Source organism: Acinetobacter sp. S4400-12 (genome assembly GCF_024129495.1).
In the GTDB taxonomy this organism is placed as follows: Bacteria; Pseudomonadota; Gammaproteobacteria; order Pseudomonadales; family Moraxellaceae; genus Acinetobacter; species Acinetobacter lwoffii_C.
The window spans coordinates 22,199-40,976 of the sequence record NZ_JAMXYB010000023.1 but is presented as its reverse complement, the minus strand read 5'-3'; the positions used below and the strand labels follow the sequence as shown (position 1 = coordinate 40,976).

The 18,778-nt window shown below is 43.3% G+C and carries 16 protein-coding genes; 7 read left to right on the top strand and 9 right to left on the bottom strand.

Features of this window, described 5'->3' with window-relative positions; all coding sequences use genetic code 11:
• The first annotated feature begins 846 nt into the window (after positions 1 to 846).
• Positions 847 to 2,943, top strand: coding sequence for a DNA polymerase III subunit gamma/tau (gene dnaX / locus NI461_RS09945; protein WP_174659695.1), 2,097 nt, complete (start codon positions 847 to 849; stop codon positions 2,941 to 2,943).
• A gap of 8 nt (positions 2,944 to 2,951) precedes the next feature.
• Here dnaX and NI461_RS09940 read toward each other — a convergent pair whose 3' ends face one another.
• A complete protein-coding gene (locus NI461_RS09940) occupies positions 2,952 to 3,386 on the bottom strand; it encodes a thioesterase family protein (RefSeq protein WP_174659696.1) in 435 nt (144 codons plus the stop codon).
• Positions 3,387 to 3,445: 59 nt separating this feature from the next.
• A complete protein-coding gene (locus NI461_RS09935) occupies positions 3,446 to 4,603 on the bottom strand; it encodes an iron-containing alcohol dehydrogenase (RefSeq protein ID WP_174659697.1) in 1,158 nt (385 codons plus the stop codon).
• Positions 4,604 to 4,720: 117 nt separating this feature from the next.
• Here NI461_RS09935 and NI461_RS09930 point away from each other — a divergent pair, with 117 nt between their 5' ends.
• Genes NI461_RS09930 through NI461_RS09915 form a run of 4 tightly spaced genes read left to right on the top strand, consistent with a single transcriptional unit; the run spans position 4,721 to position 8,462 of the window.
• Complete coding sequence (locus tag NI461_RS09930; RefSeq protein ID WP_174659698.1) at positions 4,721 to 5,230, top strand: low molecular weight protein-tyrosine-phosphatase; 510 nt, start codon at positions 4,721 to 4,723, stop codon at positions 5,228 to 5,230.
• Between the two features lie 3 nt (positions 5,231 to 5,233).
• A complete protein-coding gene (murB, locus tag NI461_RS09925) occupies positions 5,234 to 6,268 on the top strand; it encodes a UDP-N-acetylmuramate dehydrogenase (protein ID WP_174659699.1) in 1,035 nt (344 codons plus the stop codon).
• Positions 6,269 to 6,276: 8 nt separating this feature from the next.
• Positions 6,277 to 7,416, top strand: coding sequence for a YdcF family protein (locus NI461_RS09920; protein WP_174659700.1), 1,140 nt, complete (start codon positions 6,277 to 6,279; stop codon positions 7,414 to 7,416).
• Positions 7,416 to 8,462 (top strand): alpha/beta hydrolase, encoded by a 1,047-nt coding sequence (locus NI461_RS09915; RefSeq protein WP_151204416.1) that lies wholly within the window; start codon positions 7,416 to 7,418, stop codon positions 8,460 to 8,462. Before NI461_RS09920 ends, NI461_RS09915 begins: the two co-directional genes overlap by 1 nt.
• Positions 8,463 to 8,534: 72 nt before the next feature.
• Here the strand turns inward: NI461_RS09915 and NI461_RS09910 are convergent, their stop codons facing one another.
• Both NI461_RS09910 and NI461_RS09905 read right to left on the bottom strand, forming a co-directional pair.
• Positions 8,535 to 10,205, bottom strand: a complete 1,671-nt coding sequence (locus NI461_RS09910; RefSeq protein ID WP_151204415.1) for an FMN-binding glutamate synthase family protein — start codon at positions 10,203 to 10,205, stop codon at positions 8,535 to 8,537.
• A 670-nt stretch (positions 10,206 to 10,875) separates the two neighbouring features.
• Positions 10,876 to 11,886 (bottom strand): WYL domain-containing protein, encoded by a 1,011-nt coding sequence (locus NI461_RS09905; protein WP_174659701.1) that lies wholly within the window; start codon positions 11,884 to 11,886, stop codon positions 10,876 to 10,878.
• A 1,227-nt stretch (positions 11,887 to 13,113) separates the two neighbouring features.
• On the opposite strand from NI461_RS09905, the gene NI461_RS09900 reads away from it, so the two are divergent.
• Together NI461_RS09900 and NI461_RS09895 are read left to right on the top strand one after the other, a co-directional pair.
• A complete protein-coding gene (locus NI461_RS09900) occupies positions 13,114 to 13,716 on the top strand; it encodes an alpha-E domain-containing protein (RefSeq protein WP_151208106.1) in 603 nt (200 codons plus the stop codon).
• A 329-nt stretch (positions 13,717 to 14,045) separates the two neighbouring features.
• A complete protein-coding gene (locus tag NI461_RS09895; RefSeq protein ID WP_151204412.1) occupies positions 14,046 to 14,780 on the top strand; it encodes a proteasome-type protease in 735 nt (244 codons plus the stop codon).
• A 75-nt stretch (positions 14,781 to 14,855) separates the two neighbouring features.
• Here the strand turns inward: NI461_RS09895 and alr are convergent, their stop codons facing one another.
• The 5 genes from alr to rpsF form a co-directional block, all read right to left on the bottom strand.
• Entirely contained in the window at positions 14,856 to 15,926 is a 1,071-nt protein-coding gene (gene alr, locus NI461_RS09890) for an alanine racemase (RefSeq protein WP_174659702.1), read from the bottom strand.
• Between the two features lie 41 nt (positions 15,927 to 15,967).
• A complete protein-coding gene (gene dnaB / locus NI461_RS09885) occupies positions 15,968 to 17,410 on the bottom strand; it encodes a replicative DNA helicase (RefSeq protein WP_151204410.1) in 1,443 nt (480 codons plus the stop codon).
• Between the two features lie 221 nt (positions 17,411 to 17,631).
• Positions 17,632 to 18,078, bottom strand: coding sequence for a 50S ribosomal protein L9 (gene rplI / locus NI461_RS09880; protein ID WP_151204409.1), 447 nt, complete (start codon positions 18,076 to 18,078; stop codon positions 17,632 to 17,634).
• 9 nt (positions 18,079 to 18,087) lie between these two features.
• A complete protein-coding gene (gene rpsR, locus NI461_RS09875; protein WP_004278792.1) occupies positions 18,088 to 18,315 on the bottom strand; it encodes a 30S ribosomal protein S18 in 228 nt (75 codons plus the stop codon).
• A 12-nt stretch (positions 18,316 to 18,327) separates the two neighbouring features.
• On the bottom strand, positions 18,328 to 18,714 hold the full coding sequence (gene rpsF / locus NI461_RS09870) for a 30S ribosomal protein S6 (RefSeq protein ID WP_004696436.1): 387 nt from the start codon (positions 18,712 to 18,714) through the stop codon (positions 18,328 to 18,330).
• Positions 18,715 to 18,778: the final 64 nt, after the last annotated feature.

The following is an 18,778-nucleotide window of genomic DNA, read 5'->3' as shown; positions in this document are numbered from 1 at the left end:
GTAAATTTAGATGTTTTCATGCAGAATCTCCTGCTCGTATCTTAAGAGAAAATTCTACTTTTAGATCCTATTATTTTTAGGGGGGATTACCTGATTTTCTTAAAAAAGTTTGTAGAGCTAATATAATTCAAGGTTTCTGCAAGAATGACAGATAGGTAAATTACAGCTTCTTTAAAAATTAAAGACAGCCCAAGTAACACTGCATAAAAAAAGAAGCCTAAACCTATTATAGTCTCTACAGAATTACTTAAGGTAACTTTGTCAATCATTGACGCAAAGGTATAAGGAGCCAAAACTGCAAGTATTGTTGACAACAAAATAGAACAGCATAATAAAAAGATATAAATCTTTGATTGTTTAATAAATAATTTGCTGTTTTCAAATAATGTATGTTTAACGTTCTGTAGATCATTCTGAGGGGAAGTGTGCAAATTTCTCTCCACCTTTATCTCAAATAATTTTAGTTCACTTTATCAATTATTTCTTAAATTCCCTATCTCATTTAATATGGTGGCACTTGGATGAACTTCTATTGGTATTGGTTTGATTTCAGATAGGTTTTTCATCAGCAAACTTTGTTGAGGAGAGCTGACGTTTATTAAGCTACTAAATTCTGCCTACTATAATAATCGAAGAGCGGGAAAAATTAAGTAAGCCTGATCATTAATTAAAACTCTGTAAAACTTATACTGTCGTCATTCAAATCCATAAAAATGAAAATAATACTTTTAAGATGAAAGAATTAAATCAAATTGATAGTATCTCTAGGGAAAGAGCCATAATTCATTAACTCATTCACTATTTTGTAAAAAGACAGTATGCTTAGGCCTGTAACAAGGAGCATACATGTATCAAGTACTTGCGCGAAAATATCGTCCTCGTAATTTTAATGAGTTGGTGGGTCAAAACCATGTTTCACGTGCCTTAACCAGTGCACTTGAGCGTGGCCGTTTGCATCATGCCTATTTATTTACAGGAACGCGTGGAGTGGGGAAAACCACCATTGCCCGTATTTTGGCGAAGTGCTTGAACTGTGAAACGGGTGTGACTGCAACACCGTGTGAAGTTTGCCCGACCTGTACGGCGGTTAATGAAGGACGTTTTATCGATCTGATCGAGATTGATGCCGCATCCCGTACTAAAGTGGAAGATACCCGTGAGCTGTTGGATAACGTACCTTATGCGCCAACCCAAGGTCGCTTTAAGGTTTATCTGATTGACGAAGTGCATATGCTGTCTACGCATTCTTTTAATGCCTTGCTCAAGACTTTAGAAGAACCCCCAGAACACGTTAAATTCCTGTTTGCCACCACAGATCCCCAGAAGCTCCCGATTACGGTGATTTCCCGTTGTCTGCAATTTACCTTGCGTCCTTTGGCGATAGATGAAATTACCGAACATTTAGGCAATATTTTAAGCAAAGAAAGCATTCAGGCCGATCAGGATGCGATCTGGCAAATCGCGGAATCTGCCCAAGGGTCTTTACGTGATGCTTTGTCTTTAACTGATCAGGCGATTGCCTATGGTCAAGGAGCCATTCAGCATCAAGATGTCAAAGACATGCTGGGTCTGATTGACCGTACCATTATTTATGACCTGATTCTGGCAGTTCATCAGAATCAAAAAGCACGGGTTAGCGAACTCTTGCTTCAGTTCCGTCAGCAGGCACTGGATGTATCCCTAGTTCTGGATCAGCTGATTTCGACCTTGCATGAACTGGCATTACTCCAGTATCTGCCAGATTTAAGCCTGAAATATAGTGCTGAAATCAATAAAAAAATCATGCAGCTATCTGCGCTGATTTCTCCACAGGACCTACAGCTTTACTATCAGATTGCCTGTAAAGGACGAGCCGATTTACAGCTGGCCGTCACTCAGGAGCAGGGCTTTGAAATGACAGTATTGCGTTTACTGGCTTTCCGTCCAATCCAGCCTCATGAAATTCCGGTCACTCAGGCTACGCCAGCTCCAGCAGAGGAGACGCCCTCGACCCGTTTGCAACCGCCCCTAAAAAACAGTCAGACGGAAGCTGTAGAGGCAGCCCCTGCCTTTGATGGGTTTTCATTAGAAGATACAGATAAGGCTGAAACGCTATCATCATCTGAACCATCTTCGGATGATTTTCTGGAAGATGAAGTAGCAGAGACTGAATCTGGTACTCCTGCATTCAGTCAAACTCCAGATGCAACCGTTCTGCCTGTCAGTGAGGTCGTTAGGGCCGATACTGAATCTGCCTCTATACTATTTGATCCGGAAAGTGGCGATGCGCTGTTTGGATTTGAAGACATTGTCGCGACAGAGACCGTTGAAGAAAGTACCGACAGTAGTGATGATTTTCTTTTGGCGGAATATTTGCCGGCTGAGGCAGCTTCCATTCATCATGAAAAGACCGGGCAAAACCTTGTACTTGAAGCAGCATGCGAAGAGGTGGTGGCCGAGCAGCAGCTGAATGAAACAGCTATTACATTAGAATCTCAGCCAAGGGCACAGCTTGCAAAAACTGAGCAGAATAATTCTGCAGATTTAATGCCTCAGGATATTCTAAAAACACCTGAACAGGTGCTGGAAGGTGAGTGGACGGTGGAGAAATGGGAATACTGGTTTAGAAATAGCCAGCTTTCTCCAGCGGTACAGGAGTTGGCACAATACGGTATTATGAGTGGCCAGATTAATGCAGCATCGGTATTTCATCTGCCTGAACAATATCAGCAGTTGTTTAGCCAGTTGCAGCACATTCTGGAAGAAGCGCTGAAGGAGAAATGGCCACAGACTTTCTTTACGGTCAAATTTGAAGATGTCGAGCAACTTACGCCATATGTCATGCAACATGAACGTAAAGCACGAGCTTTTAAACGTGCTAAAGAGCTACTCTATGCCGAGCCGGCAGTGCGTGACCTGATTCGGCAGTTTGATGGCGAACTGCAAAATATTCAGCTGAAATAGAACATATCTTAAGGCGAAGCATATTCTGCTAAAGCATCCCGCATTTCTTTAGAAATCGGGATGCTTTTTCGTGTCTGACGGTCTACAAATACATGAATAAAACTGCCCTGAGCTGCTGCGCTGTCTGAACCTTGCTTAAAAATTGCCAGATCATAACATAGGGAAGATTGTCCTATTTTTTCAATTGCCACAGCCACCTCAATGATCTCGGGATAAGACAATTCTTGATTAAACTGACAGTTGGAGCTAACCACCAGTCCGATAAAAGCAGAAGATTTCGGGTCGAAACCTGTTTTTTGAATGAGCAGTGTATTCGCTGCCGTGTCAAAATAGCTGTAATAGGTGACATTATTGACATGTCCATACAAGTCATTATCGGCCCAGCGGGTCTGAATAGGCAGAAAAAAAGAATATTGCGCGCGCTGTTTAATAGTTAATTTCATAAAGTTTAAGATTCAAGCGATTAGGTCGGAAAATATGGTCTATTTTTTTTAGATAAAAACTAATAAATTGCCTGATAAATCTGGTAAGCATCCTCTACGCTCAGCTCTCGTGGATTGTTCTGCAACAGACGTCCTTGTTTCATGGCATCCTCTGCCATAACTATCAGCATATGCTCAGGAATATCCAGTTGTCTGAGTTTTAAAGTGAGTCCGCTTTTGGTTAAGTGATTATTAAAATGGTCAATAAACAGATCCGCCAGCCCATCATGACAGCCCTTGCTTTGTGGTTCCAGCCAAGTCATAAGCTCGGCATAGCGCTGTTTGGCAGCCGGTATATTGAATTTCAGAACTTCAGTCAGTACCAACGCATTACTATGCCCATGAGAAATATGGAAATGTCCACCTAAAGGGTAGGCCAGCGCATGTACGGCACCGACAGGTGCATTGGCAAAAGCCTGCCCGGCCAGCATTGAACCGACCAGCATATTCTGTCGTGCTTCCAGATTACTGCCATCTTTGAGTACCAGAGGCAGATTCTGGTTCAAAAGTGTCAGGGCATGCTTGGCCAGTATATCTGTATAAAAATTTTTCTTGAGCTTTGAGGTATAAGCTTCAATTGCATGCACCATGGCATCAATGCCGGTCGCTGCTGTGATATGTGCCGGCAGGCTCTGGGTAAAACTGGCATCTAAAATTGCCGTATCAGCATAGAGAATAGGGGCCACAATCCCACTTTTAGTGGTTTCTCCGGTTGTTACAATGGAAATAGGCGTGACTTCAGAGCCAGTCCCTGCCGTAGTAGGCACCAGAATAAGCGGCAGACGTGGGCCAGTGGCCTGATCAACCCCATACAGGTCGGACAGGCTTTGATGCTGCGTCGGGTGACTCAAGATCGCAATCAGTTTGGCGACATCCATGGAGCTGCCGCCACCAAAACCGAGCACCACATCAATATTTTCCTGCTTGGAAAAAGCGGCTGCCTCAAGAATTAGAGTATCGGCCGGATCAGCCTGAACCTGAGCATAAATGGCATAGTCCAGTCCAGCATCTTCAACAATATCTAGAATAGGAAGATGGAGTTTATGTTGAAACATGCCGGGATCAGTGACCAGCAACAGCCGTTCATAACGGCCTTTTTTAAGAATCTGGGACAATTCCTGAATCGCGCCAAGTCCGGCAATAATATTGGGTACGGTTTGAAACTGAAAACGATCCATGGGCTTATCCTTTCTTTTTATGCTAAATACGAGATTATTCTAGGGGGGTGATATAGGATTCATGCAGTAAATAACTTAACATAAGAATCCAGGAATTGATTAACTTTGAGGTTGTTTATGTCATCCAGAACGCCATATAAGGTGTTATGTGTCTGTTTGGGAAATATTTGTCGCTCTCCCACGGCAGAAGTGGTACTCAGACATTATTGTGATGCAAGGAAACTCAACATTGTGGTCGATTCAGCTGGCACCAGTAATTATCATCCGGGCAAGGCACCCGATTTGCGCAGTCAGCAACATGCTTTAAAGCGTGGCTATGACTTATCTAGCTTACGGGCACGTCAGCTGACTATTCAGGACTTTCTTGAGCATGACCTGATTCTGGCTATGGATTTGGAAAACCTGTCTAATATTCAAGACTTGCAAGCCAAGGCGGAAGCCCAATTCGGTGCTTTACGTGCCCGTACTGCCTTGATGAGCGAGCATGATCAGGACTATCCACAGCAGGCCTTACCCGATCCTTATTATGGAGGTGCTGAGGGCTTTGAGCGTGTGCTGGATCAATGTGAGTCCAGCAGCAAAGCTTGGGTCGAGATTTTTCAACAGCATCAAAGCAGCCAGGTTTAAGTTATGCAGATTCAAACTGAAGTTCAGCTTAAATCCTTCAATACCCTGAATCTTGACGCGGTGGCTTCTTATTATACGGAAATTCAGTCGACGGATGATCTGACTGTTGCACTGGATTTTGCAGCACAGCAGCAGCTGAATAGTTTAATTCTGTCAGGCGGCAGTAATATGCTCTTACCTGAACGCATCCATGCGCTGGTATTGCATATGAATATCCGCGGAATTGAACTGCTGCATGCAGATGAGCACCATCAATTTCTACAAGTTGGCGCAGGTGAAGTGTGGCATGATTTTGTGCTCTGGACCACTGCACAGCAGCTGTATGGGTTACAGAATCTGGCGCTGATTCCCGGACGTGTCGGTGCCTCTCCGGTACAGAATATTGGCGCTTATGGGGTTGAGGTCGGCGAGTTTATCGACTCGGTACAGGTATATGATCGCCAGACCAAGCAGTTTGGGTCAATTGCTGCGGCAGATTGCCAGTTTGCCTATCGGCATAGTATTTTCAAAGATGACCCGACTCGTTATGTCATTACGCACGTCACGTTTAAATTACTCAAACATGAAGATCTGAAACTGAATTATGGAGATCTGAAGACTGCGGTAGGTGATCATCTCACTGCAGAAAATCTGCAACAGCAGGTGATTGCCATCCGCCAAAGCAAATTGCCTGATCCTAAAGACTATCCTAATGTGGGAAGTTTCTTTAAAAATCCGGTGGTGGATCAGACAGATTTTGACCAAATTGCAGCAAATTTCCCGCATTTACCCCATTATCCGCAGCCTAATGATCGGGTTAAAATAGCGGCAGGCTGGCTGATTGATCAGGCGGGCTGGAAAGGTAAACAGCTGGGGCCGGTAGGGATGTTTCATAAACAGGCACTGGTACTGGTGAATTATGGTCAGGCATCGCTGAAAGATGTGCAATATACATATCATGCGGTACAACAGGCAGTCTGGGCACAATTTAGGATCATGCTAGAGCCGGAGCCGGTATTATTTGATATAAATGGCTTAATCCGTTCTCATCAAGGATGAATAATTAAATGAAAAACACCTTTTGGATGGTCCGTCTGGTACAGCTAATCACGGGATTGTTTGTGCTGTTCGGCTGTTTGCTGGTGTTATTCTATTCGCCTTTTTATTCGCATCTGGTGGTTAAGGGACTCAATCAGTTTGTATCTCTGGAAGTGAATGAAGTTGCGGCACAAAGCCAAAAAATGGCTGCTCTGAGTGAGCATGAAACACTGGAGCCAGGCTCTGATTTATGGATTGCCCGTCAGGCTTATTTACAGGTAATCGAGCAGGATATTCAGCAAAATAACTCAGCTAACCTAGTGCTGATTCAGGCCCGTTATAAAGCGTTGCAGCAGCTAATCGAAGACTACCAACGTCAACAGCAGGAAGAAAAAGCTGAGCAAACTCCTCCGCCGCAAGTGCCGTTATTGCCCACTCAGGCCGTCGCTGTGGAAATTAGTGATCCCACCGAAAATGTCCGCCAGTTACTGGAATGGGACAGCAATGAAAATAAAGAGCGTATAGAGCAGTATATCGAGTTTTTGACTACTCATTCTTTGGAGCAGGAAGAAGCCAGCGCAGCAGAACTGGTGGACGAGAAAGCCATCCAGCAGGAGCTGGCATTGTTACAAGATCAGCAACAAAAGCCACTTAATAACGCCAAACCTTATGCAATTGTAGTGGTGGGTGGTGGTTTGACGCTGGACGAAAATGGCAAAGATATAGTGGTTAATAATTATACTCGACTGCGTTTGGAAACAACCCTAGAAGTTGAAAAACGCTTTCAGTTGCCGATTGTATTAAGTGGCGTTGAAGCACCTTATATGCAACGCTGGCTACAACAATATGATGTCGATGCCAAACTGCTTGAAGATCGCAGTATGAATACTTGTGAGAACAGTCGCTTTAGCTCGTTATTATTACAAAAAAAAGGTGGAGCACCGACAGTGATACTGATTACAGACCGTTATCATATGCCGCGTACCCGCCGTTTATTTGCATTAAACGGAATTCAGACCATTCCGGTAGAAGCACCAATGCCGACGTCATTAACCAGATGGCGTCCAAGTACACAAAACTATGATCATAGTCGCCGGGCCAATTATGAACTGTTGGCCACCATACGCGATGTGTGGTTCGGATCCAGTGACTGTCGGGAGGTACCATAATGTCTGATATTCCATTTTTAAATCCTGCAATCCTGAAACAGCTTGACCTGCCTGTACCGAGCCGGGACATTACGCCGCAATTATTAGAATCGCTGAATTTAAACCGGCTAGACGAGCAGGTATCACCTGATTTGCAGTCCTATCGCAAGTTATATGGCTTTGATTCACTGGATTGTAAACACTGGCAGGGCTATATCGAAATGCCACTGTTCAGGCTGCATGTTCAGGTCTTTGAGCCTCATCTGGAAAATACCCGTTTTGACAAGATACAGGGTACGGCTTTTTTATTACATGGCTATTTGGAACATAGCGGAATCTATCAGCCGATTGTACGGGAACTGCTGGAACAGGGGTTTAGCGTACTGACCTATGATTTGCCGGGGCATGGGCTGAGCGATGGTTCACCGGCCAGCATTCAGAATTTTGACCATTATCAGCAGGTCTTGCATGCCGTGTATCATTATGTCAAACATGCAACGCAATTACCGAAGCCTTGGGTTGGTATTGGACAAAGTACCGGTGGCGCGATCTGGATGCATCACTTATTGGAATTTGCAGAACGCCGCGAGAATCCTTTTGTGGATCGTGTGCTGCTGCTCTCTCCACTGATTCGTCCAGCCAAGACAGCCTGGTGGCATAATCCGCTTGGACTGGGAATTATTAGTCGGATTAAGCGTGAAGTGCCACGGCATTTTAGACGGAATAATCATAATCCGGAATTCCTGCGTTTTATCCGTTTAAAAGATCCTTTGCAGCCCCGTATGATGGGGATGGACTGGATTCTGGCCATGTCGCGCTGGATGCTGGAAATGGAAGAGCGTCCAGCTTGCCGTATTCCGGTCTGGCTAGCGCAGGGTGCGCAGGATCAGACAGTGGACTGGCGTTATAATATCGAGTTTATCCGGCGTAAGTTCCGTTTGCAGACTCTATTGATGCTAGAAGAAGGTTCGCATCAGCTGATTAATGAGCGTGCGGATATACGGGCAGCCTTAACAGGTCTTATTCCGGCTTTCCTGCATGCGCATGGCAGCAAAACTTATTATTAAGCAGCATCCAAAATCTAAAAGAGGCGTTGAATAACGCCTCTTTAATTGAGTAGGAATCTGAGACCTGTAAAATCAAAAGCGTTCCAGTTCAGCCATATTCCACATCCGGAAGTAAAAATTCTCCTCATCCTTGTTTTCACAAGACAGTAATTCGCCTTCTTTTAACCAGAAATGAATCTGCGCAAAATTCTTGATTTCATGATTGCTAATCCGCTGTGCCAGATGATGCGGCTTAATGGCTGAAGGATGTTCTAAACCTGCAGAGGCAATCAGTTCTGCCAGAGCATGCAGGGTGTTTTTATGAAAATGAAATGCCCGTTCAGCTTTGGTCGGGACATGCAAAGCCTTCTGGCGGTTGTGATCCTGAGTGGTTACGCCGACTGGACATTGGTTGGTATGACAGCTTTGTGCCTGAATACAGCCTACGGCGAACATGAAGCCTCGCGCTGAATTGACCCAGTCAGCACCCATTGCCAGAGTACTGGCGATGTCAAAGGCACTAATAATTTTACCACTGGCACCAATCTTGATTTTATCCCGGATCCCTGCACCTACCAGCGTATTGTGTACAAAAAGCAAACCTTCACGTAGAGGAGCGCCTACGTAGTCCACTAGTTCAATGGGGGCCGCGCCAGTCCCGCCTTCAGAGCCATCTACCACAATAAAATCCGGGTAAATCTGGGTATGCAGCATGGCTTTGACCATACTCATAAACTGCCAGGGTTGTCCCAGACAAAGCTTGAGGCCGACAGGCTTGCCTTTAGAAAGTTCACGTAATTGCCGAATGAAATGCATCATTTCAATAGGGGTGGAAAAGGCCGGGTGGTTAGAAGGGGAAATACAGTCATGCTCACGACTGATGCCACGAATTTGGGCAATTTCTTCGGAAATCTTGCTCTTTGGCAGAATACCGCCATGGCCCGGCTTGGCACCTTGTGAGAGCTTGATTTCAATCATTTTTACTTGAGGTAGTTGAGCTTGGGCTGCAAAGCGTTCAGGATCAAACTGACCACTTAGCGTACGGCAGCCAAAATAGCCGCTACCGAGTTCCCAGACCAGGTCCCCACCATGTTCCAGATGATAGGGACTAATGCTGCCCTCACCAGTATCATGATAAAAGTCACCTTTTTTAGCACCCAGGTTAAGAGCGCGAACAGCATTGGCACTCAGGCTGCCGAAACTCATGGCCGAGATATTAAAAATAGAAGCAGAGTAGGGCTGACTACATTGTTCATTCCCAATCAGGATACGGAAGGTTTGTGGATCTGCAATCTGGCATGGGGTCATAGAATGGGTCACAAACCTGTAATTATCTTCATACACATTCAGGATTGAGCCAAAAGGCTTGTCAGCATTTTCATTTTTAGCTCGCTGATAGACCAGACTGCGCTGCATACGTGAAAAAGGCAACGCATCACGGTCTGCTTCAATAAAATACTGACGAATTTCGGGGCGGAATTCCTCAAAAATAAAGCGGAAATGCCCCATGATTGGGTAGTTTTTAAGAATGGAATGTTTGGTTTGCAGGACATCATATAGCCCAAGTAAACTCAGTAGAATAGTCACAATCCATAAGGTATTCACGAGGGTTTGTGGCATAAAATAATTAATATAATGCGGCTCATAACCAATATGAAACGTGGTAAAAATCACGGCAATAATAATGCACGCAAACCAGATCGAGTGGCGTGAAAAAAAAGTATTCAATAGTTTGTGGCGTATTAATTGAGCGGGGTTAGCCATTGTGATTTTATTTCCCTGAGTCTACATAGGCTTTATCATGTACAAACCAAGGGCTGAGATACAAGCAGAGAATTGTTGTTTAATTTTATAGGCTTATTGTAATAGCCCTGAATCAAGGAAAAGCTGGATAGATAATAGCGAGAAATTTTGCAGAAATTATTCTAAGGGAAAAACTCTATAAAATTTATGTATTTTTGATATTACTCTCAAAGAATGAACTATGGTTATACATAGTACATGGCAATATTAAAGATGAAAATGACACCTCAAAAATCCATTCATTTGAATGATGCAGAACTGACCTGTCTATAAGTCATGCTAGGTGTTTAGTGCCGGCATTTCCTGCAATGGAACAAATTCAAAACTTCAGGTTCATCTGTCCGTGGTTTGCAGAGGGACCCGTAGGGACTCAGCTGCTTGGATTGTTTTTGAGTCTGCGGCCAAAGTTGTATACAGGCATAAACTCAGCAAGGTGAATGCATAATTGAGTACGATCGTCATACTGGAACCGTTTGACGGCAGCTTCCTCTCTTCTCATGGATTATTGATAAAGCAGACAAAGACAATAGATGGGTTTGCTGGCCGATTGATCAAACCCAGATAATCAAAAAATATAGTCCCCAATAGGGGACTTTTTATACTATGGGATTTTTAAAGTTGAGTGGATATTCTATTGAGAATCCTGACTATCAAGCTGATAAACTGCATTCGCTACAGTGGTAGGCTCTATCTGTTTGATTTTTTTTCCAAAGCTGCGTAACCACCAGGTCAGTTGCGAAGTAAAGGGGACAGTCGCACTGATCAGGAACATGCCATTTTCCAGCTTTTCAATTTTTTGGTCTTTGCTGAGCTGGCTTTCTTCAAAATAGTGGGCATCTACCTCATCCATGGTCAATTTCAGGGTGACATTTTCAGTTGGATGGTTGAAGTCGACGCGAAAGCCCAGTGCCCCTGATTCAATATAATCATCAATATCAAAATTTACAGGATGCAAAGCACGGGAATTTAGCACAATTGCGGATTTAAAGCGGTGCAGGGCAAAGGTTTGAATATCGGACTTATCATGACGGGTACAGACCAGATAAATAATTGAACCTTTTTGTACCAAAGCCAGTGGATTCAGAATATAGGTTTTTTCCTCACTTTGAAGACCACGGCCCTGATAGATACATTCCAGTTGCTTGTCCTGTAATAAAGCTTCATAAATGGCTTGCTGGGCGACCTTATCGACAAAAGGCGGAATCAGTGGTTGGGTGGCCGGTACAATCCGGACCCGGTTGATCCATTGCCGGACATTATTTTGCGAAGAAAGACTACGTCGCGCCAGATCAAACCAGGGATTCATTTCATCAATCAGGCTGGGCGGTAGCAAATGCTTCAGGTGTTCTTCTACCATCATAAAGGTTACAGCCTGCGAGCTGGTCATATGAGGCAAGCTTTGAATAGGAGCATCTGAACGCCAGCGCCAGCCTTGGGGTGTCGTTTTACTGCTTTCAATCGGAAAGCGCTGGGCAATCTGGTTTAAATCACGCTGAATGGTCCGCAAGCTGATTTCAATGCCTTCACGGTTCAGGATTTCCTGTAATTCACGTGTTCCCATCCATTTACCGGTAGAAAGACGCGACAAGATTTGCCATTGGCGATAAAGGCTATTCGAGGTTTCTTTTTCTTGTGCTGACATAATATATTTTACTGGCTATCAATAGGACAAGTGTAGATCAAGAGAGTAACACAATATGAAATCCGCATTTTTTTCGCAAGTCATTCTGCGCAACAAAGGTTCTATAATACAAAAACTCAGGTTAGAGACGAAATTAATTCAGACCCTGTAATTATCAAAGTAATTAAGCTCCGCCCTTCGCAACTTTTATACCAGCAGTTGCCTTTAAAAAGTTATCCATAAAATATAGCCAGATTCGCAGGATTAATGTGATCTGTGATTCCACGGCCGAATGAGTCATGCTCGAAGATAATTTAAGAACATCTTTCGAAGTTGTCGAAATGATAAAATACCTGAAGATAAGTCAAAAATTAAAGCCTAAATTATTTGAACAGTTTCATGTTTTTAGCACGGAAATAATCAAAATTATTAAAAGGGATTCTGATTGAAAGAGCTGATACTGACCGGTCTTTGGTGGTGGTCTTAATATCGGTTACTATAACAGCGCATATTATGAACTGTTTTTCTGGCAAGAGTAATAGATAGGCTCTTGGTAACATCGCGTAACCTTTTTGTGGGAAGCATGAAGGTTTATGTAAAAACCATAGGTGGCTATCATCTAGTTAATGTTATTTATAAATGTATCGATGGTGTATCTTGATTTTTTACTTTAAAGCAGAGAGGAACTAAGGTACTCCCAATTTAATGGTAATCTGTTTATAGCATCATATTGTAATTGCCCATGCATCAAGAGCAGGGGCAGTAAATGATAAATCAACCTTCCCTATATCGATAGCATAATCGGATCTTATTTGGATGAGACAGTACTTGTCAAAATGTTCTGAGCTACCAAAGTCCTCAGGCAAAATATGTGAAATATATTTCGTCTTGTGGAGCTTAGTGGATCGTGAGAGCAGCTTAAGGTTTGGGTCACTGAATACTGGTCGGGCGACTGGCTTCTAAGCAGTCAATTGAAATATTTAAAATATTTGGAATAAGAATCTTGGTTAGCCTGTATCTTTATAGTGTGCAGCCTACTTTGAAATTAGTTCTAAATAAAATAATTCAATATCAATATTTTAGAGCACCTTATTGATTTACATTTTTTAAGTTCAGTTTAGTGCGCTGAAATAGTATCGAGCAGTTTAACGCGATAAGCGATCTCTGGTGGTAGTTTATCCTAAGGGTAAGGAAAAAAATACGGGAGTAGTTGACAATCTGCATTCACAGCCAACGAAGGAAAACGTCATGGTCTTGTTGAATACCAATGCGCAGCATATTTTTTGGTTAGGTCGATATTTATCTCGAACCCAGTTTTTATGTTCGCATTTTCCATTTCTGGATGATGAGGCGGCACTTAATTATGCTCATGCCTTTTGCCTACCGGCTTTTGATGCCAGTTCGTTAAATGAGTTAATCCTGGATGCGAAGCAACCCGCTTCTTTCAGGTACTATTTTAAGCAAGCTCAGGAGAAGATTCAGAAGTTACGGGGAGTTTTATCAGCCAGCGCCTATTCAGAACTGAGCAGGCTGATTAAAACTACTCATGAAAATGCTGCTTATATCTGTGATGTTGTTCATGATTGCGAAGATGTCTTGGAGGCAGAATCCCCGGATATCTTTTTATTTTTCAGCTTGGGCCAGTCTTTAGATCAACTGGATCAACAGCTACGTTTAGCCATAGACACTCAAAAGACCTTAACTAAAATTGATTATCTTGTTGAAACTTTAGTTGAGATGGGATGGGAAGATTTGGAAGAATACTGGCAGCAATTACGCCGTACACCGAGTTCCATCCAGTTTTATCAGTTCAGTGATCATATTCATCAGTTATTCGAGGCTGATCTCTAATTGAAGGTGAACCGACTTATTACAGGCGATATGCTATTGGTTTTGAAGCTACCATTTCTGCATGTATCTTGTTTAAGTCGAAATAGGTGTGCTATGCGATATTTTTGAGGCCCATCATTTGGTAAGTCATGCTTGGGCAGAAGTATAAATTAAGAAAAAGTAGTATTGTTTTGATATTAGTCATCAGCTGTGTAGGGCAAGTACCGAGGTGTATATTGCCGCTGGTTGGGATGATCGGGATGTAACCCGCACGCAGGGTAAGGGAAAAGGAGGAGAGGAATCTATGTATTCTATCTTCCAGATATTAGGCTGTTAACAGGAGTCAAATAATGACCTATTGTTGTGCGCTACGTTTAGAACAGGGAATGGTTTTTATTAGTGACACTCGAACCAATGCGGGTGTGGATCATATTTCAGTATTTCGTAAACTATATACTTTCGGGGTGGATGGAGAGCGTCTGATTGTGGTTCAAGCCTCGGGAAACCTGGCGACAAGCCAGGCGGTGATTGGTCACATTAAAAACCATCTGGAGCTGAAACAGGAGCCGAATATACTCAGTTTGCATACCATGTTTGATGTGGCAGAGCTGATTGGCAGTATACTGAAAAAAGTCATCGCCAATGTTACTGAGGATGTGCAGGAGCAAAGTACCTATTATTGTAATTTGCTGGTGGGCGGACAGATTAAAGATCAGGAAATGCAGCTTTACCATATTTATCCGCAAGGTAATTTTATTTGCTCGACAACGGATACGCCATATTTCCAGATTGGAGAAAGTAAATACGGTAAACCGATTCTGGACCGCGCTTTGACCTATGATATGCCATTAGATGAGGCGCTGCGTTGTTCTCTCATCTCCTTTGCCTCAACTTTACGTTCTAATGTATCTGTGGGAATGCCACTGGATGTGCTGGTGTATAAAAAAAATAGTCTGATGATGCCGAAGGGTAAGCGGATTGCAGAAGATGATAAGTATTTTACTGATATTAGCCGTCAATGGTCGGAAACTTTAAAAAAGGGTCTGGCAGAATTACCGACGCCTTCAAGTGAGTATTTTCTTTAATAAGTAATAGAATGATCTCGGACAATACAAAGCCCAACTCAAGGTCGGGCTTTGTATTGCTGATAAAATTTATGTTTACAGCACTTTACGTCGTGGGCGGTTGGTCAGACGGCAAAGCAGCTCATAACCAATGGTGCCATTGGCTTCAGCCACATCATCCACCAAACGGGTTTGCCCCCAAAGCTCAACCTCGGTGCCTAAGTCTACATTTAAGCCCGTGACCTCAATTGCAATCATATCCATAGCTACGCGACCAATCACACGGGTAGTCTGGCCATTAATCGCAACATAGTTTTGTTGAGGGAAAGCACGTGGATAGCCGTCCCCATAGCCAATTGAAACAATGGCTAAATCCATATCTTGATCAGCGGTAAGGGTTGAACCATATCCCACAGACTCTCCTGCTTTAATTGAATTCAGCGCGATAATTTCTGCGGTAAATGTCATGACAGGTTTTAAGTCCAGATCATGGATTGTTTTATCTGCAAAGGGGGAGGCGCCGTAAAGCATAATCCCGGGACGAACAAAATCAAAATGTAATTCAGGATACTTATAAATTGCTGCCGAGTTACAGCAGGAGCCCATGAGCGGCGCACAGTCATTTTTGACTTCAAGGAACTGGCGAATCTGTTCATCATTTAAAGGATGATCAGCATCGGCATTGGCAAAATGCATCGCCAGGACGCAATTAAAGCCTTCGGCTTTGAGCTGATGAATAACATCTTTAATGTGCTCAAGTTTAAAACCAAGACGGTTCATGCCACTATTCAGTTTAACCCAGACTTTCAGTTTTTTAGCGTTATAGGCCTCTTTATAGGCCAGTAGCCAGTCTAGCTGTTGCGGGTGATGCACAACAATTTCAATATTTTGTTCAATGACCACTGGCATTTCATCAACTGAAAAAACCCCTTCAATCAGGGTGATGGGCTGCTGATATCCGAGTTGGCGGATTTCCAGAGCTTCTTGCAGACAGGCGACCCCGAAGGCATCACTCTCTTTTAAGGCTGCTAAGCAGTCTTTAACTCCATGTCCATAAGCATTGGCTTTGACCATGCTGACGATTTTAGCGTTTGGGGCAAGTTGTTTGACACGGTTTAAATTATATTGCAGGGCAGAACTGTCAATATAAACTGTAGCTTGACGCACCCTAAATTACTCCTTAAGGGACGGTGGAAATGTGAGAATGATTACTCATCATCCTCATACTGAGCATAAAACTCAGGAGACAGATTACTAAAACGGGTATATTGACCTTCAAAGGCCAGACGAACGGTGCCAATTGGACCATTACGCTGTTTACCAATAATAATTTCGGCAGTCCCGGCTTCTTTGGATTCCTTGTTATAAACCTCATCACGGTAAATAAACATAATCAAGTCGGCATCCTGCTCGATCGCACCAGATTCACGCAGATCCGACATCACCGGACGTTTATTTGGCCGGTTCTCCAGAGAACGGTTGAGCTGGGACAAGGCAATGACCGGACACTGCATTTCTTTGGCCAGTGCCTTCAGGCTGCGAGAAATTTCTGAAATCTCACCGACACGGTTATCCCCCATACCCGGAACTTTCATCAGCTGTAAATAGTCGACCATGATGCAGCCCAGTTTACCGCCATGCATTTTGGCAATACGGCGCGCACGCGCACGAACTTCTGTCGGTGGCAGGGCAGATGAATCATCAATATAGAGATGCTTTTCCTGTAAATGTACAATCGTACTGGTTACTTTGGACCATTCATCACTATCCATTTTACCGGCACGTAAATGTCCCTGATGCACACGGCCAAAAGAAGAAATCATACGCATGGCAATGGAGTCAGCGGGCATCTCCATTGAATACACCAGAGCTGGCAAATTATTATTAAACAGGACGCTTTCGACCAGATTCATGGCAAAAGTGGTTTTACCCATAGATGGACGCGCTGCAACAATAATTAAATCACCGGCCTGCATCCCGGAAGTTTTATTATCCAGTTCTACAAAGCCTGTAGTCAGACCAGTAATACTGCCTTCCATTTGTGACAGTTCGTTCAGCTTGTCAAATACATCGGCAACGACGGTGTTAATGGCTTTTGGGCCTTGCGCCTTGGCATTATTATTATGCTGTTCGGCAATCGAGAAAATATTGGTTTCGGCCAGATCCAGAATTTCACTGACTGGACGACCTTTGGTGTCATAGGCGTTCTGCAAAATTTCAGAACTGACCTTGATCATGCTACGAAGGGTAGAGAACTCCTTAATTTTACCTGCATAAGTTTCCAGGTTATAGAAACTTGAAGGAGAATCTGCCATCAATTGCATCAGATATTCTTCACCGCCAACCGCTTCCAGTAAGTTTTGCTTGATCAGCCAGTCATGTACCAGCACAGCATCATAAGGTGAGTTTTCTTTGGACAGCTGTTCAATTGCACGGAAAATATATTTGTGGCGTGTTGCATAGAAATCATTTTCGGTCAGTACGTCGCCAACCTGTTCAAAAGATTCAGCCACAGTCATCAGGGCAGCAAGTACAGCTTGTTCAATCGCTAAATTGTGAGGTGGAGTGCGAAACTCCTTGAGACTGCTATTTTCAGTAACAATTTCTGGTTTAGCGCTAGTTGCCTTGATGCTGGCATTCGCCTGTGACATATAAATCCCTGATTTTAAAAACAATGGTCAAATATTATCGGAGATGAATAGCTTTCATTCACTACGATATGAAATGATACGCGCTCTGGCATCAAATGCGAAGCCTAATTTTTTATCAACACGAATAATAAAATGAATTTTAAACAGTCGAGTGGGAGGACTGACATTTTTTAGAGATAAAAAAAGAGCATGCTCACGCATGCCCTTTTTATGGTGAGAAATTACTCAGCTACGATTGTAACTAGAACTTCTGCAACAACATCATGGTGCAATTGAATTGCGATGTTGAATTCACCAGTGTTGCGAAGTGCGCCATTTGGAAGACGAACTTCAGCACGGTCAACTTCAAGACCAGCATTTGTCAACGCGTCAGCGATGTCACGAGTACCGATTGAACCGAATAGTTTACCTTCGTCACCTGACTTAGCAGTAATAACGATGTTCACTTCGTTCAATTGGTCAGCACGTGCTTGAGCAGCAGCTAAAATATCAGCTTCTTGCTTCTCAAGTTCAGCACGACGAGCTTCAAAAGCAGCAGTATTTGCTTCAGTAGCAGCAACTGCTTTACCTTGAGGGATAAGGAAGTTACGGCCGTAACCAGCTTTAACTGAAACTTTATCGCCTAATTTACCAAGGTTTTTAATGCGTTGTAATAAGATAATATCCACAGCTCAACCTCACTTATGATTGTCAGTGTAAGGGATCAAAGACAAGTAGCGAGCTTGTTTGATAGCAAGCGCTAATTGACGTTGATAACGAGCTTTAGTACCTGTAATACGGCTAGGAACAATCTTGCCATTTTCAGTGATGTACTGTTTTAAAGTGTCGATATCTTTGTAGTCGATATATGTAACGTTCTCAGCTGTAAAGCGGCAGAACTTGCGACGACGGTAGAAACGTGCCATGTTATGTTCTCCTTATGCTTCAGCAGAGTCTTGAGCTTGTTGTGCTTCTTCACGTTGAGCTTTACGCGCACGTTTTTCTTCAGCACTTTTAGCCAGTAAAGACTCTTCAGTGATAGCGTTTTCACGACGGATGATAAGGCTACGAATGATTGCGTCATTATAACGGAATAATTCTTCAAGCTCATCAAGAGTAGTTTGACCACACTCAACATTCATTAGAATGTAGTGAGCTTTGTGGATCTTGTTGATTGGGTAAGCCAATTGACGACGGCCCCAGTCTTCAAGACGGTGGATTTGACCTTCAGCTTCTTTGATGTGGGTTAGGTAACGTTCTACCATACCCACAACTTGATCGCTTTGGTCTGGATGTACCAATAGTACGATTTCGTAGTGACGCATTGTCAGCTCCTTACGGTTTACACAGCCCCAATTTAGATAAATTGAAGCAAGGAGTCACAACCTG